The following is a 233-nucleotide window of genomic DNA, read 5'->3' on the forward strand; positions in this document are numbered from 1 at the left end:
GCGACGCTGCTCCACTTCACGCCACTTTCACGCGCGCTCCGAGCGAAACGACCTTGAACGCACCGACCCAACTCATTTTCCTGCCGGGCGCCTCGGGCGACCCCGCGTTCTGGCAACCGATGGCGAACGCGCTCACCTACGAAGCCGAGCATCAGTTCCTCGCCTATCCGGGCTTCGGCGCCGAACCCGCCGATCCGGACGTCGAAAATTTCGAGGACCTCGTGCGCCGCCTC

General features: G+C 65.7%; 1 pseudogene. It reads left to right on the top strand.

The features are described from left to right. Window positions 1–53: 53 nt before the first annotated feature. A pseudogene (locus tag SB771_RS37285) lies at window positions 54–233 on the top strand (alpha/beta hydrolase); the annotation flags it as partial.

Origin of the sequence: Burkholderia sp. SIMBA_051 (assembly GCF_046534915.1) — a bacterium.
Taxonomy (GTDB): domain Bacteria; phylum Pseudomonadota; class Gammaproteobacteria; order Burkholderiales; family Burkholderiaceae; genus Burkholderia; species Burkholderia ambifaria.